This is a genomic window from Staphylococcus sp. 11262D007BW (assembly GCF_053547815.1).
The window spans coordinates 54,441-81,221 of the sequence record NZ_JBPWPJ010000001.1 but is presented as its reverse complement, the minus strand read 5'-3'; the positions used below and the strand labels follow the sequence as shown (position 1 = coordinate 81,221).

At 37.9% G+C, this 26,781-nt stretch carries 25 protein-coding genes; 4 read left to right on the top strand and 21 right to left on the bottom strand.

Annotation, left to right across the window (positions count from 1 at the left end; all coding sequences use genetic code 11):
- Positions 1-8: 8 nt before the first annotated feature.
- The 9 genes from hpt to pth form a co-directional block, all read right to left on the bottom strand.
- A complete protein-coding gene (gene hpt, locus ACEE93_RS00405; protein ID WP_449156136.1) occupies positions 9-545 on the bottom strand; it encodes a hypoxanthine phosphoribosyltransferase in 537 nt (178 codons plus the stop codon).
- A complete protein-coding gene (gene tilS / locus ACEE93_RS00400; protein WP_449156137.1) occupies positions 535-1,827 on the bottom strand; it encodes a tRNA lysidine(34) synthetase TilS in 1,293 nt (430 codons plus the stop codon). Before tilS ends, hpt begins: the two co-directional genes overlap by 11 nt.
- Positions 1,828-1,920: 93 nt before the next feature.
- Positions 1,921-2,298 carry a S1 domain-containing RNA-binding protein gene (locus ACEE93_RS00395; protein ID WP_449156138.1) on the bottom strand — a complete coding sequence of 126 codons (378 nt, stop codon included), beginning with the start codon at positions 2,296-2,298 and terminating at the stop codon, positions 1,921-1,923.
- Between the two features lie 144 nt (positions 2,299-2,442).
- Positions 2,443-2,841: an FtsB family cell division protein gene (locus tag ACEE93_RS00390; RefSeq protein WP_449156139.1), complete on the bottom strand. Its 399-nt coding sequence runs from the start codon at positions 2,839-2,841 to the stop codon at positions 2,443-2,445.
- Between the two features lie 33 nt (positions 2,842-2,874).
- Positions 2,875-3,129, bottom strand: a complete 255-nt coding sequence (locus ACEE93_RS00385; protein WP_449156140.1) for an RNA-binding S4 domain-containing protein — start codon at positions 3,127-3,129, stop codon at positions 2,875-2,877.
- Positions 3,126-4,310: a MazG nucleotide pyrophosphohydrolase domain-containing protein gene (locus ACEE93_RS00380; protein WP_449156141.1), complete on the bottom strand. Its 1,185-nt coding sequence runs from the start codon at positions 4,308-4,310 to the stop codon at positions 3,126-3,128. Before ACEE93_RS00380 ends, ACEE93_RS00385 begins: the two co-directional genes overlap by 4 nt.
- Positions 4,307-5,836, bottom strand: coding sequence for an oligosaccharide flippase family protein (locus ACEE93_RS00375; RefSeq protein ID WP_449156142.1), 1,530 nt, complete (start codon positions 5,834-5,836; stop codon positions 4,307-4,309). Before ACEE93_RS00375 ends, ACEE93_RS00380 begins: the two co-directional genes overlap by 4 nt.
- The gene (gene mfd, locus ACEE93_RS00370; protein ID WP_449156568.1) at positions 5,826-9,326 is read right to left on the bottom strand and encodes a transcription-repair coupling factor; all 3,501 of its coding nucleotides are present in this window, start codon (positions 9,324-9,326) and stop codon (positions 5,826-5,828) included. The genes ACEE93_RS00375 and mfd overlap by 11 nt, the downstream gene beginning before the upstream one ends.
- Before the next feature lie 8 nt (positions 9,327-9,334).
- Positions 9,335-9,907, bottom strand: a complete 573-nt coding sequence (gene pth / locus ACEE93_RS00365; protein ID WP_449156143.1) for an aminoacyl-tRNA hydrolase — start codon at positions 9,905-9,907, stop codon at positions 9,335-9,337.
- Between the two features lie 254 nt (positions 9,908-10,161).
- Here pth and ACEE93_RS00360 point away from each other — a divergent pair, with 254 nt between their 5' ends.
- The gene (locus ACEE93_RS00360; protein ID WP_449156144.1) at positions 10,162-11,313 is read left to right on the top strand and encodes an MFS transporter; all 1,152 of its coding nucleotides are present in this window, start codon (positions 10,162-10,164) and stop codon (positions 11,311-11,313) included.
- A gap of 51 nt (positions 11,314-11,364) precedes the next feature.
- Here the strand turns inward: ACEE93_RS00360 and ACEE93_RS00355 are convergent, their stop codons facing one another.
- From ACEE93_RS00355 to ACEE93_RS00340, 4 genes are all read right to left on the bottom strand, one after another.
- Positions 11,365-12,018, bottom strand: a complete 654-nt coding sequence (locus ACEE93_RS00355) for a 50S ribosomal protein L25/general stress protein Ctc (protein ID WP_449156145.1) — start codon at positions 12,016-12,018, stop codon at positions 11,365-11,367.
- A 139-nt stretch (positions 12,019-12,157) separates the two neighbouring features.
- A complete protein-coding gene (locus ACEE93_RS00350; RefSeq protein WP_449156146.1) occupies positions 12,158-13,123 on the bottom strand; it encodes a ribose-phosphate diphosphokinase in 966 nt (321 codons plus the stop codon).
- Positions 13,124-13,151: 28 nt separating this feature from the next.
- Positions 13,152-14,510 carry a bifunctional UDP-N-acetylglucosamine diphosphorylase/glucosamine-1-phosphate N-acetyltransferase GlmU gene (gene glmU / locus ACEE93_RS00345; RefSeq protein WP_449156330.1) on the bottom strand — a complete coding sequence of 453 codons (1,359 nt, stop codon included), beginning with the start codon at positions 14,508-14,510 and terminating at the stop codon, positions 13,152-13,154.
- Positions 14,511-14,709: 199 nt separating this feature from the next.
- Entirely contained in the window at positions 14,710-16,413 is a 1,704-nt protein-coding gene (locus ACEE93_RS00340) for an ABC-ATPase domain-containing protein (RefSeq protein WP_449156148.1), read from the bottom strand.
- 162 nt (positions 16,414-16,575) lie between these two features.
- Between ACEE93_RS00340 and ACEE93_RS00335 the strand changes: the two genes are divergently transcribed.
- The 3 genes from ACEE93_RS00335 (at position 16,576) to ACEE93_RS00325 (ending at position 20,417) form a co-directional block, all read left to right on the top strand.
- Positions 16,576-17,745, top strand: coding sequence for an amidohydrolase family protein (locus tag ACEE93_RS00335; protein WP_449156149.1), 1,170 nt, complete (start codon positions 16,576-16,578; stop codon positions 17,743-17,745).
- 77 nt (positions 17,746-17,822) lie between these two features.
- A complete protein-coding gene (locus ACEE93_RS00330; RefSeq protein ID WP_449156329.1) occupies positions 17,823-18,998 on the top strand; it encodes a M20 metallopeptidase family protein in 1,176 nt (391 codons plus the stop codon).
- Between the two features lie 54 nt (positions 18,999-19,052).
- Complete coding sequence (locus tag ACEE93_RS00325; protein WP_449156151.1) at positions 19,053-20,417, top strand: glutamine synthetase family protein; 1,365 nt, start codon at positions 19,053-19,055, stop codon at positions 20,415-20,417.
- A 176-nt stretch (positions 20,418-20,593) separates the two neighbouring features.
- Here ACEE93_RS00325 and spoVG read toward each other — a convergent pair whose 3' ends face one another.
- The 8 genes from spoVG to ACEE93_RS00285 form a co-directional block, all read right to left on the bottom strand.
- Positions 20,594-20,914 carry a septation regulator SpoVG gene (spoVG, locus tag ACEE93_RS00320; RefSeq protein ID WP_449156152.1) on the bottom strand — a complete coding sequence of 107 codons (321 nt, stop codon included), beginning with the start codon at positions 20,912-20,914 and terminating at the stop codon, positions 20,594-20,596.
- Positions 20,915-20,980: 66 nt separating this feature from the next.
- Entirely contained in the window at positions 20,981-21,361 is a 381-nt protein-coding gene (locus ACEE93_RS00315; RefSeq protein WP_449156153.1) for a RidA family protein, read from the bottom strand.
- A gap of 22 nt (positions 21,362-21,383) precedes the next feature.
- Positions 21,384-22,205, bottom strand: coding sequence for a pur operon repressor (gene purR, locus ACEE93_RS00310; RefSeq protein WP_449156154.1), 822 nt, complete (start codon positions 22,203-22,205; stop codon positions 21,384-21,386).
- 14 nt (positions 22,206-22,219) lie between these two features.
- Entirely contained in the window at positions 22,220-23,068 is an 849-nt protein-coding gene (gene ispE / locus ACEE93_RS00305; protein ID WP_449156155.1) for a 4-(cytidine 5'-diphospho)-2-C-methyl-D-erythritol kinase, read from the bottom strand.
- A gap of 1,065 nt (positions 23,069-24,133) precedes the next feature.
- Positions 24,134-24,397, bottom strand: coding sequence for a biofilm formation stimulator Veg (veg, locus tag ACEE93_RS00300; RefSeq protein WP_449156156.1), 264 nt, complete (start codon positions 24,395-24,397; stop codon positions 24,134-24,136).
- 98 nt (positions 24,398-24,495) lie between these two features.
- Positions 24,496-25,383, bottom strand: a complete 888-nt coding sequence (gene rsmA, locus ACEE93_RS00295) for a 16S rRNA (adenine(1518)-N(6)/adenine(1519)-N(6))-dimethyltransferase RsmA (RefSeq protein WP_449156157.1) — start codon at positions 25,381-25,383, stop codon at positions 24,496-24,498.
- A complete protein-coding gene (gene rnmV / locus ACEE93_RS00290) occupies positions 25,383-25,928 on the bottom strand; it encodes a ribonuclease M5 (RefSeq protein ID WP_449156158.1) in 546 nt (181 codons plus the stop codon). The genes rsmA and rnmV overlap by 1 nt, the downstream gene beginning before the upstream one ends.
- Before the next feature lie 13 nt (positions 25,929-25,941).
- A complete protein-coding gene (locus tag ACEE93_RS00285) occupies positions 25,942-26,712 on the bottom strand; it encodes a TatD family hydrolase (RefSeq protein ID WP_449156159.1) in 771 nt (256 codons plus the stop codon).
- Between the last annotated feature and the right edge of the window lie 69 nt (positions 26,713-26,781).

The following is a 26,781-nucleotide window of genomic DNA, read 5'->3' as shown; positions in this document are numbered from 1 at the left end:
GGTTGTCATTAACTATAAATTTCTGGTTTTAAAGTACCGATATATGGTAGGTTACGATATTTTTCTTGGTAATCTAGTCCATAACCGATGACAAAAGCATCAGGTATTTTCTTACCTACATATTTCGCTTCAATCTCTGCTTTACGACGGTTTGGTTTATCTAATAAAGTAACAATTTCTAAAGAATTCACTCGACGTGATTTTAATAATTCTGTAATAGATTTTAAAGTTGTTCCTGTTTCTAAAATATCTTCCACGATTAAAACATCTTTATTTTCGATAGAGGTACTTAAATCTTTTAAAATTTGAACTTCTCCTGTTGATTCAGTACCACCGTGGTAGCTAGAGACATCCATAAAATCTATTGCTAAAGGCAAATCAATGCGCTTAATTAAATCAGTCATAAATAAAACTGATCCTTTTAAAATACCGATGCATAATAAATCTTTGCCTTGGTAATCTTTAGTGATTTGTTCACCTAATTGGTGACATAAATCTTGAATATCTTGCTCACTTAATAATAGCTCTTTCATATCATTTTCCATTAAAGTCATCTCCTAAATAGTGAATATTAATCATTTCTTGATACTTAAAGTGAGTATAAAGTGTCCCGACTGCGAGAATTTGATGCGTCGCGTCTTCTACAATTGGCATATGTTCTCTTAAAAATTGAGGTATCTTCGCATCAATCATTAATCTTGAAACCTTTTTATGGTGATTTGTATCTAATTCAACACGATCTCCATTACGTCGTGAGCGAATAGTCATTGTATCACTAACATTAAAAAGATGATTCGATAGATAGATGCGATAAGGTCCGAATTCATAATAACCTGGCGAAGTTGTATGTATCTCTTGTTGAACGTCTTCTAAGGCACTAGCAGACATTATGATTAATTTATCATACACAATCATTGCTTTCCATTGATTTGTGCGCATTAAAGTGGTTTGGGCTATATCGTCTTGCTCTAACTGATTAAACCAATCAAAATAAGCCTTTTCAGTTACTGGTGAAGTTGGCTCAAATTGCGCAAATAGCAAATCCAAGACCTTTATTTTAACATGTAATAATTCTTGATTAAAAACTTTTTTTGGTAGACTCACTAACTGTGCTGATTGCGTTACATATTGATCAATAAAAGAGGTCGCTTGTTGTTCAATTAATCTTTGTGCTGTGTCGTGATAATCATTCAATTTTAATAATTGTGCTGCTTGAAGGTGTTGATTGTCATGTATTGCTGGCAATATGCGATTACGAATATCATTTCGAACATAATCGTTACTTGCATTGCTTTCATCTTCAAAATAAGGCACCTGATAGTGTTGTTGATAACGTACGATATCGGCCTTTGTGTGATCCAACAGTGGACGAACCAAGCGATACCCTTGCCGTTGTTCAACATGAGACATGCCTAATGGACTGCGTGTACTTCGACCTGTAAATACTCTATAAAATATGGTTTCAATTTGATCATCTTGATGATGCGCCGTTAACAAACAATCTGCATTTAAGCGATCCATCATCGTATCAAACCAATCATATCTCTGGATTCTCGCTTCGTTTTGAATACTACGACCTGATGCGACAATATCCTTTAAGTCTAAATAATGAATATACACAGGGATATGTTGCGCTTCACAATACTGCGTGATAAATGACGCTTCTTCTGTAGAGTTGGCCCGCAACCCATGATGAACATGAAGACACGTTAAACTACGATAGGTGTGGCGATAATCATGAAGTAATTGGTGTAATAAAACCATACTATCAATTCCAGTTGATACAGCTACTACAAGATGATCCGCTTCATTCCAGCATTTTTTCATAACTCCAATACTCCTCATTTAAAATCCAATATACCCCATAAAAAAAGGTTGAGATTCAAAGTAACCCTTCGTTTCTCAACCTATCATTTCTAATTAACGACGTGAACCTCTTCCGCCACGTCTTGACTCTGCTTGACGCTTAATAGAAGTCAATTTATCTTCACTATCTTTTAAGAAATTGGATAGTTTCTTTTCAAAGTCTTCTGGTTTTTGTGCTGGTCGTTGTTTACGTGGACGATCCTTCGCCTTTTTAATTGATAAACTAATTTTACCATCATCTGCGATAGACAATACTTTAACTTCTACTTCTTCTCCAACTGATAAATGGTCTTCTACGTTTTCTACATAATTGTCTGCTACTTCACTGATGTGTACTAAACCACTTTTTCCCTCAGGTAATGACACAAACGCGCCAAATTTTTTGATTCCTGTGACTTTACCTGTGATTTTACTGCCTACTTCGATTGACATTGTTTTAATGCATCCTCCTGCTTTATTCGATATTTAATTCTATTATACTTTCGTTTCATCATTTTCACAATGACTAAAATAATAAACATTCTATTTCATTGTATTTTTACGCATAACACACTCAGTAAAAGGAAGATTATTCATTTATTGACCTGATTGATCCTTTTGACTATTCTCTTGCTTTTGATCTTCAGGAAGTTTGAATATAATTTCGCCATCATTACTTAAGTAATATTCATCTCGTGCAATTTTTTCAATATATTCTTCATTATTTAAATTATTGAGCTGTTCTTTAAGTTGGATTTCTTGATCTTGTAATTTTTGATATTGTTCTTCTTTCGCAGCGCGTTCTGAAGAGGCTTCTTGGTTCGCGTTAATCTGCACAAATACTAAAATCAACAATACAATGATAACCGCTAAAAGTAACCCACCAAATACAGTTACTCGTTTCTTAACGACTTTTTTGCGCATTTCATGGCGTTTCTTTTTTGCATTTTTTTCGGATGTGTATTGATTGCCGATATTTTGAATATTATTACTCATGCGGCATCACCCTTCCTTTGTCGCACGGTTGGATTATATACGTGCTTCTTTAATAAGTTCATACATTCCTTTAGCATTCTCTTTTGTCGCATGTTCATTTAAACCTGTCACTTTAATTGTTACTTCTTTTTGGCCAAATTGAATGACAAGTTCATCATCCACTTTGACATCTGATCCTGCTTTAGCAGTGTGTCCATTAATCGTTACGCGCCCTTGGTCACTCAATTCTTTCGCTAACGTACGTCGTTTAATTAATCTTGATACTTTTAAATATTTATCAAGTCTCATGTGTTTCCTCCTTGATTTAAATAAGCTTCAATAGCCGCTTCTGACTCATTGATCTTGTGATTTTTGACTTCATCATACAATTTTAAGAAATGGGTCGCAAATACTTTCTCAAATTTCACACGTTCTTTTTTACCTTCTGATTGTTTTTCCTTTTGCCAAATTGACTTCACATCGTCTACTGATTCTGCCGATATATCTTTAAAAATATGTGGATGACGTCTAATCATTTTTTCGGATAGGCTCGCCACAATTTCATGCGTATCCATATAGCCTTCTTTACGACCGATATTAGCGTGCAGTAGCACTTGAAGTAAAATATCACCCAATTCTTCAATCATATGCCAATCATCTTCGTTATCAATCGCTTCAAATAGTTCAAACGTTTCTTCAAGTAAATAACGTTTCAATGATTCATGTGTTTGAACTTTATCCCATGGGCAACCATGTTCATCATCTACTAACCGCGCGATAACACTATCGGCAAAGTCAAAGTCACCGTATAAATCTTCATCTTCAGTGACTTTCGGAATAAAGACACTTGTTAAATTTGTAAAGCTGTCATAATGGTCTAACTCATATAATGCACACGTTGTTACATGCGCATCATTTTGTCGAGCACCATCAACAATCATCACTTCAAACTCATCTGAATAGCGCTCCATTAGTGTGAGCTTAAGTTCTCCTGCCATCATTTGACTGTACACTTGCGTCACAATGGTATTCGTTCTTAAGTTTAAAGTATCTGGCGTTAAGGCTGTCGCATCTAATAACGTAAAACCATCATTAGGGTCCACATTTACCGCTGTAAATATGTCATCAATAAAACTACGTCCACCTTTAATTTCCACATGAACATCCTTTGAAGGCCCTCGATCCAATAACATTTGTGTCGTTGTTTCTGCTACACGTGGGTGGCCAGGTACTGCATAAACAATATCTTGTTGTTGCGCAAGTGACAATAATTGCTCAGTAATCGTTTCATAAACGTCTTCAAAATGATCATGCGCTTCATAGATATCATCAAAACTTATAATATCAAGGTCTTCTAACGCGTCAATCACTGGATGATCTTTCGTTCTAACATAGAGTCGTTGTTGCTGTTGAATCAGTCGATAAATAGAAACAGGTAATTCATCTAAGCCATAATTTCCCAATCCAATAATCGTCAATTGATGTGTCATTTTTTTCTTCCTTTCTTTAAACGATAAACTTTGTCGCCAAACGGCAAGTGTGACCACTCTTCTTCATTTAATACGTTTAGAACTATAATGGCTACTATCACACCTATGACACCGAGTAAGGCTCCGATAAGTAGCTCAACGAATCCACCCACTCGTGTCATGGTATGCATCAATTGCATCCACAATTGTACAACTATCGTCATGATACATAGCGCACCAATCAGTTTTAAATAAAAGAAACGTAAATCATTGAGATGATACTGCTTGGCCACATCTCGATGTAAATAAATAACAAACAGACATAATGAGATAACAGTCGCAGTACTTGCACCTATAATCCCAACTTCTCGAATAAGTAGTATATTTAAAATCAACTTACTAATCATACCAATGCCTAAACCAACCCATATCGTTTTGAGCCGTCCTTGTACTTCTAATAAAGAGATATACATCATAATGAGTGACACGAGTATGACAGTGAACATATATATCGATAATGTAGACGTCAACGCATCACTTTCAAAAAAGACACGATTCAGTAACGGTAATAAGTTGATAAGACCAATACCACTAGCACTGCTAATGACGATCGTTATTTTTAATGAGGCATTGGCATAGTCGTTCATCTTTTGATACTGACCCAGCCGTTGTGTCTCTGTCAGTAGCGGAATTAAGACGAAACAAAATGTAGTTGTTACAATTAAGCCCATTTGAATAAAGGAAGCGCCTCTATCAAAGATTCCTTTTTGCGCAATCGCTTGTTGAAAGGCAAGTTCAGCACCATGGCGTAATGTGTTAACTACTGTAAAACTATCAATCACTTGCCATAAAATGACAATCAAATGACTGACCGCAAACACCACAATTGAAACTAAAAATTGTTTCCACGGAAGCGATAGTGTTTCTTGTGACGACTTTGATCGGTAGCGCCATCCTAGTAATAATGTAGCGCCAATAAAGCCGAACACTGAGGCAATAATAGCCCAAAACCCTGCTTCATATATGGATAAACCCTGAGTCATAAAAAGGACGATGACAATCCCAATGATCCCTACACGTATCGTTTGTTCTAACACTTGGGAATAAGCAGGGATATTCATATTGTATTGAGCTTGAAAATAGCCACGCAATAACCCTAAACCACCAATGATCACAAAACATACACTTGCAGCGCGTAACATTGGCGTTAACATCGTATCACCCATTAAATAGGCAATCCACGGTGCACTTATAAATAAAAGAACACTTCCAACAAATCCTATACAAGTTAATATGATACAAAGCCGCTTAAATGCCCATCGATTGTGATAATGTGCACTCATAACACGTGTGTAAGCGCTTGGGATGGCATTACTTGATAAAACAACGCCTAAAGCGACAATAGGATAGACTTGTTGATACGCATATAAACCCGCATCACCAAGTACATTTTGATAAGGCACACGATACAGCGCACTTAACACTTTAACGATTAACAACGCCATTGTAAGGACAATCACACCATTAAACGCTGACTTAGACTTCATTTGGAATACGCAAGCTTTCTTCTAAAGTCTTGGCTAAGAATTTCAAGTTATCTAACCATTGTTTACCTTTTGTTAACGTTACTTTCATACATCCTGATTCTACACCAACCTTCATACTGCGTCCCAGTGCTTCAGAATTTTTGAATAACGCTTCTCCATCCATTTGCTCTGTCCCTTGTTGCGTTAGGAGAATTTCAATCGATTTACCTTTATCTTTAACGTATTGAACACCGACATGGAGTAAATGTATTTTAATTTCCACAGAATCAAGCAGTTGTGCAACCTCTTCTGGATAATCATTAAAGCGATCCATCAGTTCGTCCTTAATATCTCTTAACTGATCCATGGTTTCAGCTGCACGTAGTTTTTTGTAAATCTCAATTTTAGCTTGTTCATTGCGAATGTATTCAGCTGGTAAATAAGCATCAAGTTGTAAATTCATTTCAATTTCTGGAGTTGGTGTTTCTTCTTTGATACCACGTTTTTCATTTACCGCTTCTTCTAACATTTGTGAGTATAAGTCAAAGCCGACAGAGTCTATAAAGCCATGCTGTTGTTTACCGAGTAAATTACCAGCACCGCGTATATTTAAATCGCGCATCGCAATTTTAAATCCACTACCTAGCTCTGTAAATTCTTTAATTGCTTGCAGGCGCTCTTCTGCCACTTCATTTAACACTTTATTGGCAGGGTGTAAAAAGTAAGCATAGCCAATTCGACTTGAACGCCCTACACGACCTCTTAATTGGTATAACTGACTTAAACCAAATCGGTCCGCTTCTTCAATGATGAGTGTATTGGCATTAGGGACATCGACACCTGTTTCAATAATAGTTGTCGTCACCAAAATGTCGTACTCTCCATTAATAAAATCAAGCATAGCTTCTTCTAGGTCTCGTTCAGATAACTGACCATGCGCGACACCAATCGACGCATCTGGCACTAACATTTGCAATTGTTCTCGTTTTTCATAAATAGACTGTACTCGATTATACAGATAAAAGACTTGGCCGCCTCTTGAAAGCTCTCTTTCTAAAGCTTCTTTGATAAAGTTACCATTTTGTTCTAACACGTAAGTTTGAACTGGGAAACGATTTTCTGGTGGCGTCTCAATAACAGATAAATCACGTACACCTAACATACTCATATGCAATGTTCTTGGGATAGGTGTAGCTGTTAATGTCAGTACATCCACATTCGCTTTTAAAGCTTTGATACGTTCTTTATGGCGGACCCCAAAGCGTTGTTCTTCATCAACAACAAGTAATCCTAAATCTTTATACTCGACCGTTTTAGCTAATAATTTATGTGTACCTACAACAATATCGACTTCACCAGATTTTAGTCCTTCTTTAGTTTCTTTAATTTCTTTAGTTGTTCGAAAACGACTCATGAGTTGAATATTCACTGGATAATCACGCATACGTTCGATCAATGTTTCATAATGTTGTTGCGCAAGAATGGTTGTCGGAACTAGAAATGCGACTTGTTTACCTGACATAATGGCTTTAAAAGCAGCACGCACCGCAACTTCTGTCTTACCGTAACCCACATCTCCGCATAATAAGCGATCCATTGGTTTTTGACTTTCCATATCTTGCTTAATCTCTTCTATCGATTTCGCTTGATCTTCTGTTAAATCATATGGGAAGTCCATTTCAAAGGCGTGTTGTTCTTCTGTATCAGGACCAAACTGATAACCCACCGACGTTTCACGCTCTTTATAAAGGGCGATCAATTCATCCGCAATATCTTCTACACTACTTTGAACTTTAGCTTTCGTTTTCTTCCATTCACTACCGCCGAGCTTATATAGTTTTGGCGTTTTATCTTCAGAACCGACATATTTTTGAACCTGTTCCATTTGATCCACTGGCACAAATAATTGATCGGTCCCTTTATACTGTATCTTGATGTAATCTCGGTGAACATCTCCGACCTCTAACGTTTCAACACCAAGATAACGACCTACACCGTGGTGCACATGAACGACATAATCCCCGACATTCAGTTCTTGATAAGATTTGATTTTTTCGGCGTTGCTAATTGCTTTACGTCGTTTTTTCGCTGCTTTTTTCTGTTTGGATTGGAATAGTTCGCGTTCAGTAATGACCACTAACGACATATAAGGGAGTTCGAATCCTTCAGATAAACTACCTTCAATAATGGCCACATGACCAGACTCTATTTGATCGATGGCTGGGTCGATCAATGTAGGGATATGCATTTCATTAAGCATTGCTTGAACGCGTTCTTTTTTCGTTTCAGTCTCGACCATAACGACCACACGTTCATCTTGGCGAATATAACGTTGAAATTCAGACGTCATAATATCATATTGCCCGTAAAACTGTTGCACGGGTTTACATGAGAACTTAACAATATCCTGTAACTTAATAGGCATTGAAGCCGTAAATAATGTAAAAAATGTGATATAACGCTGACGTATCAATTGATCTAACGTCGTGTCATCCATAAATCGTTGCCCAATAAAACCTTTACCACTTTCGATTAAGTTCTGTAAAAATTCTTCTGTTTCGGCAGTTAAAGAGGCCTCTGTTTCTTTAACGCGATTATATTCATCCATCAATACTACCGCATTATCTTTCACATAACCCATAATCGTCGCTGGCTCTTCATACATAAACGCCACTAATCGACGTAAAATTTGAGGGTCAAAACGTTCATCTTCAATAATGTTAAATTGATCATACGTATCTTTCACATCTTGACGCACTGATTTATCAATTTTAGGACGGGTCGTTTCGTACGCTGTTTTAAGTTGTTCTACTAATCGATAGCGAACCTCTTCAGTAATAATATAATCATGCGCGGTCGTAATATGTGCAGTCTCTATATTGTCAAAAGAACGTTGTGTTTCGATATCAAATTCTCGAATGGAATCCACTTCCGTATCAAACAATTCAATACGAATCGGTTCCCCTAAAAGCGGATAAATATCGATAATACCGCCGCGCACCGAAAACTCTCCAATATTAGAAACGACTGATTCTCGACGATACCCCATATTAACAAGTTGCTTAAGTAACGCATCGACATCAATATCAGTGCCGACTTCAATCTTAATTTGATGCGCTTGCCATAATGATTTAGGCGTTAAAAGTTTTTTCAAGCCATTTAACGGAACAATAAATAACCCACGTTGTTCATTTGCGAGCGCCGTTAATGTACGCACACGTTCACTCATAAACTCTGGGCTTTGTGTCGAAAATTCTTCTGTCATAATATCTTGTACAGGATATTTAAATAATTCATCATCCGGTACAAATTGTAGTAAATCACCTTCTAATTTATCCGCCTGATATAAGTTATTGGTAACCAAAACGACTTGTCGATGATCTGATTGATACATCTCTGCAATCATTGACGCCTTTGCAGCAGGGGTTAACCCTGTTACAAGTACATTTTCTTTACCATTTTTATCCAATATGTCATTAAAACGACTATCTCTATTTATAATTTCACTAATTAATGTTTTCACTTAATCTCACCATTATATTGATTCATTACATTTTCAAATGTTTCATTATTAATAAACGTTTCTACTGCCCTTACGACGTGCTCAACGACAGGCATCATCGTCTTCATCTCAGTAGAAGAGAATTTTTGTAATACATAATCTGGTACAGACATACCATTTGTGGGACGACCAATACCAATACGAATACGTTTAAAATCACTCGTGCCTAAATGCTGAATAATTGATTTCATCCCATTATGGCCACCCGCACTGCCTTTTTGACGTAATCTTACTTCTCCTTGTGCAAGATCCAAATCATCATATAATACCAATAAATCTTCTGTTTCAATTTGATAATAATCCATTAACGGCGCGACAGCTTCTCCGGATAAATTCATCAATGTCATCGGTTCAATGAACATTACTTTTTCTCCATTTATACGTTCAATTGTGTACGCACCACGATATTTTTGCTTATCTAATTTAATATTATATTGAGAAAGCATCGCATCAATCACTTCAAAACCGATATTGTGTCGTGTCTGTTCAAATTTTTTCCCAATATTTCCTAGTCCTACAATACACTTCATGGCTTCCCTCCGACATTTAATTAGTTAAGACCTTCCTCTATGTTGATACACATGTATCAGTATTAAAATGCGCATACCCTTATAACTTGGTTTACCACAATGTTTTTATCTTAACTACTATACTATTATTACTATATTTTAACACATTTATAAAACAGAATGGTGTTCGATTCCCTGAAGTAAACACGTCACTAGAAATCGTAAAAATTGAGGTATATGATTAAATTATATAGAAATAGTTGAGGTGACCTACATTGAAAAATGATTATTTAAAGTGGGGACAATTAATCAGCGCATGGATTACACTTTTCATAATTGGCACCGATTTATTTGTCATGTCCCCACTTTTACCAAACATTAAACAAACATTTAACGTCTCTGAATCTCAAGCGAGTTGGCTTGTCACCGGATTTTCAGTGATGTATGCCGTATTAGCGCCAGTATTTGGCTTATTAGCAGATAAGTGGGGTAAAAAGCGTAATATTGTTATCGGTCTGATTTGTTTTACCATTTCAAACTTCTTAACATTTTATGCTTCGACTTTTAGTTTGCTAATTATCAGTCGGATTCTCGCAGGCGGATCCGCTTCAATGATTACGTCTTCTGCATTTGCGATTACAGGGGATACTGCGCCTCAAAACCGAAAAGGATTATGGCTCTCTGTGGCTACTTCAGGATTTTTAACCGCCATTTGGATGGGCGCACCATTAGGCAATTTATTAAGTACATTCTCTGGTTGGCGCAACGTCTTTTTATACTTATCTCTGTTAACTATTATTTTAGTGATTTTAAATGCGCTAATCTATCCTAAAAGCCAATTATCAGTCAATAATGCTCAATTACGTCTAGATGTATTACCACGCATTATACGTGATGTGCTAGTGACAATGTTTTGGGCTTTTTCTGTTTATGGTTTATATACGTATTTAGGTCTTGCATTTCAAGATGTTGCTCACTTAAGCGCGACAGCAACAGGTATCGCCTTTACATTTTATGGTGTGGGGGCATTAGCAGGTAGTTTATCAGGAGGTTCACTTTCTGACCGTTTAGGCTATAATCGTTTAATCCCATTAGCATTAATTGGGGTGGCCCTTTTCGTTGTATTAGTTGGTGCCACGTTCCAAACACAATATCTGCTCTTTCCATTATTAACATTTTGGGGTATCTGTGCCTATATCACATTCTCTTCTTTTCAAGCCTTTGTTTCAAAATGTCATGCGCAACAATCAGGTAGTGTTATGGCTTGGAACCAAACAGCAATGTATGTGGGTATTACCCTAGGCTCGGTTGTTGGTGGTGTACTTATGGACAATGGCCATGCCTTTATATTAAGTTTAGTTTGTGCCATTTCTGCGATCATCGCACTTGTATGGTTTAAATTCATTGAATCTAAAGCAAAAGCGTAAAAAAAGTGAGGTAATGTAACAACATTACCTCACTTTAATCATATCTATAACTTATTCTTCTTCTTCTTTATCTTCTTTTTCTTCATCGCCTACAACTTCAGGCTCTTCTGTTTCGCTTTCGCCTTCCATTTCTGCGATTTCTTCTTCAGTTGGTTCTTCTGTTGGTGCTACAACTGAAGCTACAGCATCTTCTGGATCGTTTTCGATTGTAAAGTCACCAGAAACTTTAAGTTCGCTTACTGCGATACTGTCACCAATTTCTAATTCGCTGATATCAACTTCGATATATTCAGGAATGTTGTCTGGTGTTGCTGTAATTTCTAAGTCGAAGATTGGTTGTTCAACAACGCCACCTTCTTTAGCTCCTGGTGCTTCACCAGTTAAGTGAACTGGTACTTCAACAGTACGTTCTTCACTCATGTTGATTGCTAAGAAGTCGATGTGTGTAATTTGGTTTTTCAATGGGTCGAATTGGTAGTCAGCAACCATTACTTTGATTTCTTTTGAACCAACGCCTAATTGAATAACCCCGTTACGGCCTACTTCACGAATAACTTTGATGAATTCTACTTCATCAACTTTTACTGAAATATTTTTTGTGCCGTAACCATAAACTACTGCAGGTACTTTACCTGCTTCACGGATTTTACGTAAGTCACCGCGAGTTTGCTTACCTTGACGAATAATAGACTTTAATGCAGTCATATTCTTTTCCACCTTTCTTTTGCACAATATCGTGTGCTGCACTTGCCCATCAACACTATGTTGCTTGCAAGTGGTTATTTGTCCGAAATGGTTCGAACAGCAGTATTTTACACAAAAATGGTGAATCCGTCAAGCCGTCTTAATCAAATAATACACTTACTGATTCTCTTTCATAAACACGTACAATAGCTTGAGCTAATAATTTAGCAATAGATAATTCTTCAATATTATCTGGTTTTTGTTCTGGTTTAAGTTGGATTGAGTTTGTAACGATTAATTCTTTAATCGCTGAGTTTTCGATACGTTCTTTCGCTGGGCCTGATAATACAGGGTGTGAACAACATGCATAAACGTCTGTTGCACCTTTATCTTTTAACGCTTGTGCGGCTAAAGTAATTGTACCTGCTGTATCGATAATATCATCTATAATGATTGCTGTACGACCTTCAATTTCCCCAACAATATTCATCACTTCTGCCACATTAGGTTTCGGACGTCGCTTATCAATGATTGCGATTGGTGTTTTCAAGATATCAGCCAGTTTACGTGCTCTTGTTACGCCGCCATGGTCCGGAGAAACAACAACACATTTTTCTGGATCAATATCGTTATTATTTAAGAAGTACTCAGCTAAAATTGGTACACCCATCAAGTGGTCAATTGGGATATTGAAGAAACCTTGAATTTGAGGTGCGTGTAAATCCAATGCAATCATGCGATCTGCACCAGCTGTTTCGAATAAGTCAGCTACTAATTTTGCAGTAATCGGTTCACGACTACGCGCTTTACGGTCTTGACGTGCATAACCATAATAAGGCACAACGATTGAAATGTTTGCTGCTGATGCACGTTTACATGCGTCAATCATAATTAATAATTCCATTAAGTGAACATTAACTGGATTAGACGTTGGTTGAATAATAAAAACGTCACAACCACGAATACTTTCTTCAATATTGATTTGAATTTCTCCATCACTAAAACGTTTAACTGTACATTTACCTAATTCTACACCAACATGTTCAGCAACTTCTTGAGCGAGTGGTTCATTACCTTTCAACGAGAAAATTTTCATAGACGAATTTTTATATTCGGTATTTAACATTATAAATCCTCCAATTTGATTTAATCATTTATTTGCGATTTAAATAGCCTTCTTTAGTCAATTGTCGAGATCGTGCGAGCGCCAAACTATCTTCAGGGATATCATCCGTAATAGTAGAGCCTGCTGCAATCAATGCACCATTGCCGACTGTCACTGGTGCAATAAGGTTCGTGTTACAACCGATGAAGACACCTTCTCCAACTTCTGTTTTAAATTTATTCACGCCGTCATAATTTACTGTAATCGAGCCACATCCTACATTTGTGCGCGCTCCGATTCTAGCATCTCCAATATAACTTAAATGAGGTACTTTTGCTCCCTCTTCTATTTGCGACTTTTTAATTTCTACAAAGTTGCCGACTTTTGTGGCATCTCCTAATTCTGCACCAGGTCGAAGTTGTGCAAATGGACCCACTTTTACATCAGAACCAATACGTGCTTCTGTAATAACAGATTGACGAATATGTACATTATCACCAATCGTACTGTCATTGATTTCTGTATGTTGACCGATAAATGTCTCCTCGCCAATAATCGTGTGTCCACTTAGCTTAACGCCTGGTTCAATCGTTGTATCTTGACCAATTTGAACATTTGCATCAATATACGTTGTGTCTGGATCAATAATCGTCACACCTTGACGCATATGTTGCGCGTTAATACGTTGACGATATTTCTTTTCCGCCTGACTTAATGCAACACGGTCATTAACGCCCATAATTTCATCAAAATCCTCAGTATGATAAAGGGCTAATTTACCTTTTTGCGCTTTAATTAAAGTTAAAACTTGTGGTAAATAATACTCACCTTGTGCATTATCATTATCAACTTGCTCTAATAAGTTAAATAATGTTTGATTATCAAAGACGAAAATACCAGAACTAATCTCTGTCACAGCTTTTTGTTGCGCAGTGGCATCTTTTTCTTCTACAATCTCTTCTAATTCGCCTGCTTCATTTCGAATAATACGTCCATATCCATATGGTTGAGATGCAGTTGCTGTTAATACCGTTGCATCAGCTGCTTCTGATTCATGATGTTGAATTAACTGTTGTAATGTCTCACCTGTAATTAAAGGTGTATCACCACATACAACGAGTGTAATGCCTTCTTGCTCAGCTAAATGCTCTGCTGCTTGTTTAACAGCATGTGCAGTACCGAGTTGTTCCTCTTGAAAACTATATTTCGATGTTTCGCCAAGTGTGTCTTTCACATGTTCAGCACCATGGCCGACAATCGTTACAACATGATCAACACCAGACTCATGAACTTGATCAATCACATGCGCAATCATTGGCTTTCCAACTACTTCATGTAATACCTTATATTTTTTAGATTTCATTCTTGTGCCTTTGCCCGCTGCTAGAACAATTGCATGTTTTTGCATTGCAATGAACCCTCCAGTATTTTTACGCTTCTATACAATTATAATTTAAGCGGATACAGACTTTCAAGATTAATACGAATAATTAGCACGCTATTTTTTAATTATCAGAATAAGATCGACTGTTTTTTCTCTATTTCTACTGAACTGACACATTTTCTTCGAGTGTAAAAATGGTGCAATCATTTACGAAAAAACGTGCTTATGATTTTATATTTAAACCACGATAATGATTAATTGTCGCTATGAAGTCTTGCTTACGTGGTAAAGCTAAGTCACCAGGATAACGATTGTTTGGTGCAATCGCGTCAAGACCTTTCGCTTCAATAGCACGATAAATCTCATTCGCCGCTTCAACGAGACTCATCTCACCATCTAATAAATGTTTTTGATAATAATCTAACATGAGCGCAATACCATTGGTTTGACTTGGATCTGCCAACTGTTCCAATCCAGAAATATCAATAGGTTCTTTACCATACATAATCGTATGTTTGCCTTTCGCTTTGATACGGCTATCTTTCCCTTTCTTGTTAAAGCTGTCTTTAGAAGGCACACGGTTCGGAATATCACCAAACTGACGCGCTGATATATCATCATGTTGGTCTGTTGATGCTTTAGCAATCGCCTTCGCGTCGTCTGTTACATCTTTTAGTTCATACTCATCCATCATAAAGACTTGATCTGCTACATCAAAGTAGTCCCCGGAACCACCGACAATAAGAATCGTAGACACTTGGTAATCGTCATAAAGCGGCTTCACTTTACTTGCGAAGGGGGTAATCGGCTCTTTCTCAGGCGCAATCAATTGTTGCATGCGACCGTCACGAATCATAAAGTTCGTTGCTGTTGTATCTTCGTCAATTAATAATAGTGATGAACCAGCTTCGAGTGTTTCCATTGTATTTGCTGCTTGGGAGGTACTACCACTTGCGTTCGTCGTAGAAAAGTGTGATGTATCCTTTTTACCTGGCAAGTTATCAATAAATGGTGTAATATTCACCTTTTCTACACTACGACCGTCTTCAGCACGAATCTTCATACCATCCCTACGCGTAATGACAAACTCACGACCATCTTGCGCCACATGGTTATAAACACCCATTTCAAGCGCTTCAAGCAACGTCGATTTACCATGAAAACCACCACCGACGATGAGCGTAATGCCAACCGGTATACCCATACCTGTTATTTGGCCACCGTCTGGCAACTCGAGGGTTATTGTATAACTTTCTGGACTCATAAAAGGCACCGCATCCTGTAATGGTAAATCAGAAACCCCATTTTTACGCGGTAACTTCGCATGATTGCCTACAAATGCGACGAGATTACGACGCTCTAACTCTTGACGAATAAATTGTTGGTTAAGGTAAAGCGCAACTTGTTCATTTAAACGGGCTTGATCTATGTTCTGATATATCAATGCTTGCTCAATCACTTTCGGCATATCCTCAATCATAAGTGCCACAGCTTTTTTGCCTAAAATTTTACGACCTGCAGCAGGCATCCCAATTTCAAAACGCACCTCAATCTTTTCATCATCTATCTGTACTGCAGAACGTTCAAGAATCTTTTGACCACATCGATCAATATTCATCTTACCTTTAGACCCTTTAGCGCCTTTTTGGACACGTTGAATAGCTTGGCCAACTGTACGTGTTAAGAAATCGGATACGGCCACAACTTTATCGTGTGAATCTAATAACTGTTTCGGAATACCTACAGTGTCACGATCCATCATTACACGCACCTTACTTGGCGATGCAAATGGATCCGCTTGTATATGATCCACGATAAAAGTGAAATGCTCGAAACGATACTGATTGTTATTCAAACGCTTATAAGCACCGTATTTACCTCCATCTATCGAATGTAACAATTGTTTTAAATCTTTCGCAGTTTTCAACGAGATCCTCCTTACTTATGTTTGTTTAGTGTCTATTTACCCAACCCATAAGACTTAGAAAACTTCAGCCCTTCTATTTCCCGAAATAATTTTCAGAATCATTTGACTTATCATGAAATTTTAAGTACTCTTTTTGTAAACGATTACAAAGGAAGTGTTATTATGTCCATCAATCTCCAACAGGTACAGGCTGTGGATGTCCATTGTCACCCCTTTGTTGCACCTGAGAAACCACACACTGTAGAAAGTTTCTTAAATACATTATCACTTTCAGTCCTCCCCGATATGTTTACCAAACAAGATATTTCAGAGAACGGGATTGTTCCGGGTATGAATATGTATTTACAGCTAACCATTCGACGATTAGCGCAATTTTTTCAATGTCAACCACATATTGAAGCTGTTGTCGAAGCACGCAACCAGCACGCTAAAGATTTTGCCAACTACACTCAAAATTTGTATCAAGATGCGAATATTACTGGCATGATTGTCGATTATGGCTATCCTGTACCACATATTCCAAAAGCAGACTTTGAACAAACGGCAGGTTTTCATACCTTTGAAATCTATCGTATTGAACCTGTTATGGCATATTACAGCGCAAAATGTAAGACGTTTGGCGAATTTACAGAAGCTTATTACCACGATTTACTCCAAACCTTGCAACGACCAGACGTAGTAGGACTAAAATCCATTATCGCTTACCGCAGCGGTTTAGACGTTCAACCAAAAGACGAAGACAAAGCAGCACATGCTTACGCAACGTTTCGCAATGATACACGAGCAGCTGTAAAACCATTACGCGATTACTGTATGCATTTGGCAATGGAAGCATGTACAGAAACAAATAAAGTGATGCATATTCATACCGGCGTGGGTGATGGCGAAGTTGTTTTACCGAAAGCAAGTCCAAGTTTGTTAATCGACATGTTACGCACACCAAAGTATCACCAAACGAAAGTGCATTTCGTTCACGGTGGCTACCCTTGGATGGAAGAAGCAGCCTTTATTACGAGCATCTTACCTAATGTTTATTTGGACATTTCACTTCAGGTGCCATTTGCAGGTCATGGAGGCAAACGTATCCTCTCTACTGTCTTCGAATTCGCACCATTCGACAAAGTGATGTTCGGATCAGATTGCTTCAGTGCACCGGAAATGAACTGGTTAGCAGCGAAGTTGTTCCGTCAAGATTTGACCGAAGTGTTGGAATCATGGGTTGCACGTGATTATATGGACGAACACATGGCCCAAGAGATTGGTGAAATGGTATTGTATCGTAACTTTGAACGCGTCTACCAAGATGCCATTGTTGCTTGTAGTAACAAGTAAAAAGTACAACACTTTTCCCATCACAACAAAGCTAACGTACCTTAACATCTACCCAATTTAGTGAAAGGAGTGAGCATATGACGAATGCAGTGAATTGGAAATGGGATAACGCGCTCAATCATACCTTGTTTGAAATTCGTAAACATTTACATCAACATCCTGAATTGTCATTTAAAGAATACGAAACTCAGAAATATATCCAAAAGATTCTCGATGAATGGCATATTCCATACAAAACCATTACGGAGACAGGCCTATACGTCGATATCGAAGGCGCTAAAGACGGCAAACATATTGCGCTACGGGCAGATATCGATGCCTTGCCCATTACTGAGAAGTCGAATGTTGATTTCCCTTCTCAAAATAAAGGCATTATGCATGCATGTGGTCACGATGGTCATACGACAATTTTACTCGGTGCCGTTTACCACTTATGGCAATATCGTGAGCAATTGAAAGGGTCAGTGCGCTGCATCTTTCAACCTGGGGAAGAAGCTGATGGTGCAGCAGAACAACTTATTCAAACCGGTGTACTGACTCATCCAAACATCGAGAACATCATCGCATTACATGTATGGCCGAAACTACCACTCGGTACAATTGGTACGATTAAGGGCCCTGTGACCGCTTCGTGTGACGATTTCGTAATCAAAGTTCATGGTAAAGGGGGCCATGCAGCACGACCATACGAAGGGATCGATGCGTTGGCAGTAACACATGAAATTGTACAATCACTCAAATTTCTTGAAACACGCATGCTTGATCCAGTGAAACCCCACCTTATTCACGTCGGTAAGATTGAGGGTGGACAATCAAATAACGCAATTGCGGATGAAGCCATCATTGAAGGCTCAATACGAACCGTCGATCATGACATGCGCCAAGAGATTGAAACACAGTTTATCCGACTCGTAAATGACACTGCTGAGCGCTTTGGTAGCACTGTCGATATTACGTACATCAATGGTCATCCACCTGTCATTAACGATGATGAGATAACCGATCAACTTGAACAAAGTGCTAAGCAAATTGTCGGTGAGGACCATATTATCGACCTTGGTCAACCTTCTATGGGTGCCGACGATTTTGGTTACTACTCTGAACAACTGCCAAGCACTTATTTTCGTCTAGGCATTAGCGAAGCACATGAGACAACCTACGACTTACACCATCCACAGTTTAAATTTAATGAACAAGCTATCATTTATGGCGCAAAAATCTTTACGCAATATGCACTCGATATGTTGCGCTGACTGACATGTATCCCGTAACCCAGCACTACGACACGATTTAAGGAGGCGAAATCTATGACGAATACACATAGTGACAAGATTCAACGTGTACTTGACCGTGTACAAGACGACAATATCAAATTTAAACGCATGGAGTTCCTTGACTATACTGGCGTGACACGTGGACGTACGATACGTCATGACAATCTCCGAGCAGCTATGGAAGACGGCGTTAATTTTAGTACAGCGATTATGAGCTTTGATATGTTTGATGAGTTTATTGAAGGCGGCGCATATGGCTCCAACGATGGTGATTTCTTTGCGATTCCAGACCCTGATACGTATGCGGTCGTCCCTTTCCGGGAGAATACTGCACGCATGCTTTGTGACTTATACGATGTGAATGGCAATCCGTGGGAAGGTTGTCCACGTAATGCTTTAAAACGCTTGTTAGAAAAAGTGGAAACATTATTAGGCGGCAAGTTGAACATGGCTTACGAACAGGAAGCTTATCTATTAGATACCGATGAACACGGTAACATTTTGCCAGCTGACCAATCGCATTGTTTTTCTACAGATGGTGTCGATATTCAAGATAGCTTTGTACAATCATTTGTCCACGCCCTAGAGACAATGGGTGTTACGACCGAACAAATTTCTAGTGAATATGGTCCTGGTCAGCTTGAGGTTAACTTGAAATATGCGGATGCATTAAAAGCAACTGATGACCAAGTCACATTTACACACTTATTTAAACAGATTGCACGACAACATGACATGTTAGGTACTTTAATGGCAAAACCATTTGAAGATCAACCAGGAAGCGGCTTGCATGTTCATATCAGTTTATATGATGAAAAAGGCAACAACTTATTCGAAGACCCAAGCGATAAACGTGGTTTGCAGTTGTCCCAAAATGCATACTACTTTATCGGAGGTTTATTGAAGCATGGCCGTTCCCTTGTTGGTATTGGTGCACCAACATTTAACTCATATAAACGGATGCAACCAGGTTCTTGGGCACCTGCGCATGTGTGTTATGGAGACGCCAACCGTTCAGTATTGATTCGAGTTCCGGAAGTGCGTCGTGCACGTCGTTTTGAGTTCCGCGGTGCTGATGGTTCTTGTAACCCTTACTTGCTATCTACTTGCTTGTTAGCAGCAGGACTTGATGGTATTCAAAATAAAATTGATCCAGGCGATCCAATACAAGAAGATGTGGCTGAATTTGATGAGACACAATTAAAAGCCCATGGTATCGAATGGGTACCACGTGATTTATTAGAAGCGGTGCATACGGTGGAAAAAGATACGGTGTTAGGCGAGACAATTGGTCAATCGATTTGGAAAGAATTTATGAATGTGAAGCGGAGTGAATGGCGTAAATATACACAACACATTAGCGATTGGGAATTAGAGAGTATCTCGAGAATCTTCTAAAGAAAGAGCACTCATAAAAGAAACACCAGTCAATGCGTGAGGCACTGGCTGGATTTCTTCCTGTTTTTCTTATTTTGACGAATCACATAACCCATTTGTTTTAAAGCATTAAGATTAAAAAAGAGCTTTATAGTCGAAATAACATTCAACTACAAAACTCTTTCTCTTATCGCTTATTATTCAGTTTCTTCATTATTTTCTTCTGAAGAATCAGCATTTTGTTGATTGTTTGGCATGAAGACTTCATCTGTTTCTTCATATACTTTCATTACTGCATCCTGAATTTCTTGTCTCATATCTGAATTGATTGGATGCGCAATGTCTCGGAATTCACCATCTGGTGTACGTTTACTAGGCATTGCGACAAATAGTCCCGAATTCCCTTCAATTACACGTAAATCATGAATAACGAATGATTCTTCTAATGTAATTGATACTAAGGCTTTCATTCTACCATCAGTTTGTATTTTTCTAAGTCTGACATCTGTCACTTTCATGTAGTGAGCCCCCTATTAAGTATATTATTGAGAATTAAAGGTAAGAAGCCTAAAACCAAATCATGATTATCCATTTTTGACTTCAGCAATAAGTTCAATTTCAACTTTAACATCTTTTGGCAAACGTGCTACTTCTATCGCACTTCTTGCCGGTTTATGTTCATCAAAATATGAACCATAAACTTCATTCACCTTTTGGAAATTTTCCATATCTGATAGGAAAATTAACGATTTTACAACGTGATTTAAATCAGAGCCTGCCGCATCAAGAACCACTTTCAAGTTTTCAATCACTTGTTTTGTTTGCTCTTGAACATCGTCACTCACAATCTCTCCATCTAAGTTTAGAGGGATTTGACCTGATGTATATACAAGACCATTTACAACACTTGCATGTGAATATGGTCCTAATGCTTCAGGTGCTTTGTTGGTGTTAATAATTTTCATGATGTAACGCTCCTTTTTTTAATTAAAATTTAGATAAACTATTGCCTTCCTCAACTTTAAATTCCTGATTATATTCATCAACATCAGATAAACGAACTAAGGAAGTGTAATCTTCAATCAATCTTTGTTTGACTTCTTTGGATTCTACAAGTACTGATACCCCTTTCACGTGGGCTTTAAACTCATTCATTAAATTCATTACGCCATTAATTGAGCCACCTGCACGCATAAAATCGTCAACAATCAGTACATTAGAATGTTCTTTTAACGTACGTTTCGATAAGACCATTGTCTCTATCTTTCGTGTCGAGCCTGAAACATAGTTGATCGACACCGTTGAACCTTCTGTGACCTTATTATCTTTACGAATCACAACAACTGGTAAATTTAAAATACTTGCCACTGCATTGGCGAGTGAAATCCCTTTTGTGGCAATGGTCACAATCGCATCTAATTCTTCATCCATATAAAGGGTAGCAATCAGACGACCTACTTTATTTAATAATCTTGGGTTCCCGACAAGGTCTGATAAAAATAAATAACCTCCAGGCAACAGACGCTCTTTTTCTTGTAATAATGCAATTAATTCTTTAACCACGGCTGCCGCTTCCGCTTTTTGCATACGTGGGCGATATTTCACACCGCCACTTGCGCCAGCTACCGTTTCAATCGTGCCTAACTGCTCTTTAACAAATGTTTCTTTGATAATTTGTACATCTTCACTTATAGACGATTTGGCTTGTTGAAATTTATCAACAAAAAAAGTGAGCGGTACGAGTTTATTAGGGTTACTAATTAAATATTGAGTCATAAACACAATACGTTCACTTCTTTTATATCTCAATAAGGGCACCTCCTCTAACCTAAAGTCCGTACAATATACACATCATTACAGCATCCACTTACTGCATTATAAATATGACGAGCCTGACGCTCTTTATGCGCAAAACCATATACAGTCGGTCCACTACCACTCATCAATGCGCCATCCGCACCACTATTTATCATATTGACTTTAAGTTTTTCAATTTCTTTTTGTAAACTCATTGAAACAGGCTCTAATCGATTGGATAAACTGTGACACATCAGCTCATAATCATTTTGTTTAATTGCATTAATACATTGCTCAGTATGCACAGTAAAAGGTAAAGTTAAATCTAAATTTTGGTATATTTCTGGCGTCGATAAACCAATCTCAGGTTTTGCTACAACAACCCAAGCAGAAGGTGGTTTAGGAAGCATTTCTAAAACTTCCCCGCGTCCACGACAAATGGCTGTAGTACTGTAAATGCAAAACGGGACATCTGAACCAATCATTGCCGATAATTCACTTAGTTCTGATAATGGCACTTGTAAATCAAATAACTGGTTCATTCCTCTCATCGTTGCCGCCGCATCACTTGATCCTCCTGCAAGCCCTGCCGCTACAGGAATATTTTTATCCAATGTAATAGTAACACCTTGTTGAATATTATATGTGTCTTTCATTAATTGCGCTGCTCGGTACGCTAAATTACGTTCATCAGAAGGAATAAACGCATCATCCACATGCAATACAATTTTTTGATCTTGGCGTTTTTCAAAAGATAATCGATCATTCAAATCAATCGTCGTCATAATCATTTCCACTTCATGATATCCATCATCACGTTTATAAAGCGTATCCAACGTTAAATTTATCTTTGCAGGTGCTGTTTCATAAATCATTACAATTATTGCCTCTTTCAAATTAGTATTACAGTGATTTTAACACATAACCCCCCTAACAGTCCTTATTTTTTAAAAAAGTGCGGACAATTGCGGTTAGGGTTCGATGTAATACCTAGGGACAAGCGAAAATCGCTCTTTGATTTTTGCGCGTCACGTAGTATTATCGAGAACCCTGCAATTGGGAGCCGGATTAAAAAAGTGAGGAAGAAAGCGTTTTGGCCCCGAGCAAAATCGCCCAGGAAGCAGAAATTGGTTTTCAAATTTATGCGCCCTGGGCTTTTTGTTGAGGGGACAGCTTTCTGCAGCCGGATTAAAAAAGTGCGGACAATTTAGAAACACTTTGAACATAGTGAATTAGTGTTTCTTATGCATGCGAGCGAAAGCGAGCAGGCGAACCATGCTTATAAAAACTGTTAGTTTTAAATGGTTGTTTAATAAACATTAAGAAACAATCAATTGGATATAGTGCTTTCTTAGTTTCAAGGCGCTTTCCACTGATTGCCACCTTAGCCGAGACTTCTTTGGCATAGAGCCGAAACCGAAAATCCATTTTGTCTTCTTATTTAACATTCTATAAAAGACAAAATTAGTTGAGGTGAGGCGCCTAGAAACGCGAGGCATAAAGGTGCAATCAGTATTTTTAACCACCTGATACTCATAAGTCATCCTTTAGGAGCCTCGCTATTGAAACCATTTAAAATGAATGTTTAATAAGCATTGAGAAACAGTCAATTGGTTATGGTGCATTTTTGATTTCGTGGAACTTTCCACTGATTGCCACCTTAGCCGAGACTTCTTTGGCATAGAGAGGAACGCCTATTCACTCACGTTCATATGCATACTGATCACTAACTCACATTTGTTCGAAGTGCTCAGTAACGCGAGGCGTAAAGGTGCAATCAGTATTTTACTAATATTCAATGGTGCGTTTCTTTTTCCAAACCACTTTTCCTCTAATTGCACCCGTAACCAACTCACTAATTAAACGCAAAAAACCACCTGATTGCATAACCATAACAATCAAGTGGTTCATTATGTATCCTGTCAAAGCGGCAGAATGCATTAATGTGCACTTACTTCTTGCAGCTCATCTTCTTCAAATGTGACGTGTACATTTTCTGTTAATACGTCAGTGTACGTATAAGAGACACGTTCAAAATTATGCTTTTCTGAATCAAGTTCAACAATAAAAACAGATGGGTAAGTTTCTGTAAGAATACCACAACGTTCAATTGTTTTTTTACGTCCTCCATTAGCTTTCAGTACAATACGATTTCCTAATTGACAATCAAGACTGTTTTTGATGTCTACAATAGATTTTGGCATATTGCTCCACCTCGCTACAAGTGTATAATAACACATTTTGCCTAAATCGTCAAATAAAATCTTTATTTTATCAATTCACTGTATGAAAGTCAATAAATTTATAACGTCAAATTTGGGAAATTTTTCAGCGCTTCATATAATTGTGCATATTCAAATATTGACAATGTTTCACCGCGTCGTTTCGGATCTATACCTACACTTTCTAACCACTCTATAATGTCTTGTTTATGCTGTTTTCCATCGACAAAACGATTTTGATAATTATTTAATATCGTTTTTCGTCTTTGGCTAAAGGCCCCTTTAGTCATTTGGAAAAATAACGTTTCATTATCGACATCAACTAATGGCGTCGCTCGTTTCATCAATTTAATGACAATCGAATCTACGTTAGGTGGCGGCATAAAAACAGTCTTAGGCACGGTCGTCACTTTAGAGGTTTCAGTGTAATAAGATGCAACAATAGATAAAGAACCATATGCTTTCGTCCCGACTTCTGCATTCAAACGTTCTCCAACTTCTTTTTGCATCATGACCACATAACCATCAATATTTAAATTTTCTTCTAATAATGTTAATAAAATGGGCGTCGTAATATAATACGGCAAATTGGCAACAACTAAAATTTGTTTACAATCACTCAAGTGACGTTGAATCGCTTCTGAAACATTCGCTTTAAGAATATCTTCATTGATAACTGTCACATTATCATAAGGCGCTAACGTTTCATCTAGCACTGGGATTAAACGCTGATCAATCTCAAACGCCACAACTCCTTTTGCACGCTTAGCAAGTTGTTCTGTTAAAGACCCCATACCTGGTCCAACTTCGATCACACCTGTTTCATCATCAATGCCACTTGCATCTATTATTTTATGAATGATATTAACGTCAACGAGAAAGTTTTGACCTAAACTTTTCTTAAAACTAAATCCATGTTGATCCAATAACGCTCGCGTACGTGATGGGGTAGCAATATCTTTTTGCATTATGACTCCTCTTTTCCTAATGCTTGGCGTACATCGTCTTCTGTATAGCCGAATGCATTTAGTTTTTTTAATAATTGCTTGCCATTCGAATGACCGATATGCAACCGTTGTCCTAAAAGTGCTCGTCGTCTTCTTGCATCTGGACCGATGATCAGACCTAACTCCATTAAAACAGCTTTATCAATCGTTTCTTCACCTTCTGAAAGTGGTGTAGAGACATGCATTAACGCTTCTCGAATCGTTTCTAAACTAGCATGTTCCACGCCTACTTTATTACCTGTTTTATTTTTAGCTTTATCTCGATCAATAAATGCATGTTTCACATCTGGGATGGCTTGACGAATCACTGTTCGGATTTTATCACCTGGGAAATCGGGGTCAGTAAGCACAATGACCCCTTTAGTTTGTTGAGCTTGGCGTATTACATCCAGTACCTCATCATCAATGGCACTCCCATTGGTTTCAATTGTTTCACATGATACCGCTTGTTTAACGCGTTCTGTATCATCTCGTCCTTCAACTACAATAAACTCATTGATTTTCACTCGCACACCTTCTCTATTTCAACTTAAATAAGCGCTCAGCATTTAGCGTCGTTTGTTTTGCGACATCATCATAAGACATTTCTTTTAAATCTGCAATTTGTTGCGCTACAAGTGTGACGCGTGCAGGTTCATTACGTTTACCACGATATGGATGCGGTGATAAAAATGGCGCATCTGTTTCAACAAGTAAACGTTCTAATGGTACATGCTTAGCTACTTCTTTTGGTTGTTTTGCATTTTTAAATGTGACAGGGCCCCCTAATGAAATATGGAAATCTAATTGATTGATTAACACATCTGCAATCTCAGGAGAACCACTGAAGCTATGCATAATGCCGCCTACTTCTTCTGCATGTTCTTCTAATAAAATATCGACACAATCTTGAGTGGCTTCTCGATTGTGAATCACAATAGGTAGGTTCACACGTTTCGCTAAAGCAATTTGTTTTCTGAATAACGCTTTTTGAACATCTTTCGGTGATTTATCCCAATGGTAATCTAAGCCCATTTCTCCAATGCCAATCACTTTAGGATGATCTGATAGTTCTTCAATCCATTTTAAATCCTCATCTGTACAATCGATTGCATCAACTGGATGCCAACCAATAATTGCATATAAAAAGTCATAATCCTCAATTAATTTCATAGCGCGGTTAATCGTCTTCGTATCAAATCCAACTACAAACATACGATCAACGCCCGCTTCTAAAGCACGATCGATCACTTCTTGTAAATCCTCATCATATTGATCTGCATTTAAATGAACATGTGTATCTATTAACATACTTTGACCTCCTTATCATTATTAGAAAGAAAGAGGCGAGCCCAACATTGATGACTTCACCTCTTTGCT